A 792-nucleotide genomic window follows, 5' to 3' on the forward strand; every position below is an offset into this window, starting at 1 on the left:
CCCCTTGGCCTCGGGATCGGCGGGTTTGCAGATCACCACCTTCGCGCCCAACACACCGCGGAACGCCTGACAGTGCGCGGTGAGCTCAGGTTGCCGTGCCCGCCAGCGCCCGACCGCTCCCTCACCGTCCCAGACCAGCGTCTTCGGAACACCGTGCAGCTGCTCCGAGAGCAGCCGCCACCAGCCGGCATAGAGGTCTTCGGCCTCACGGGACGGGATCAGCACCCCACCGGACCAGCGGGAGTAGCCGGTCACCGTGGTCATCACCGGCAACCGCTTCGCGGTGCGGGTCTGTCCGAAGCCGACGGGCAGCTCGATCGGAGGGAACCAGAAGTCGAACTGCGCCAGCTCGCCGGCCTCGTAGGTGGTGCGCGACGCCGGATCCGGCGGCAGATAAGCCGGTCGCAGCTCGCGGACCCGCTCCTTGAACACCGTCAATCCACGATCCCAGCCGACCCGCTCGGCGATCACCGTCGCCGGCATCGTCGGCACCGCCCGCAGCTGCTCACGAATCCGCTGCTCGAAGTCATCAACCGCCGACCCAGTCGGCCGGCGGACGTACTTCGGCGGACCCTCAGCGGCCAGCGCCGCGCGCACAGTGTTCCGCGAGACGCTCAACGTCCTGGCGATCATCTTGATCGGCAACCCCTCGGCCCGGTGCAACCTACGGATCTCGGCCCAGTCCTCCACTGACAACACTCCTCAACCCCTGTCTCATGACTAAGCACAGGGTCTCGGAGGGGGTCAGTTTTCGACCGTCGATAGGGGGTCAGTTTTCAGGCGTCGTCGACA

1 pseudogene is annotated in these 792 nt (G+C 67.3%); it reads right to left on the reverse strand.

Features of this window, described 5'->3' with window-relative positions:
* Window positions 1–699: pseudogene (locus tag FIP57_RS22955) on the reverse strand (DDE-type integrase/transposase/recombinase); the annotation flags it as partial.
* Between the last annotated feature and the right edge of the window lie 93 nt (window positions 700–792).

Origin of the sequence: Nocardioides caldifontis (genome assembly GCF_008087345.1) — a bacterium.
Lineage (GTDB): Bacteria > Actinomycetota > Actinomycetes > Propionibacteriales > Nocardioidaceae > Marmoricola_A > Marmoricola_A caldifontis.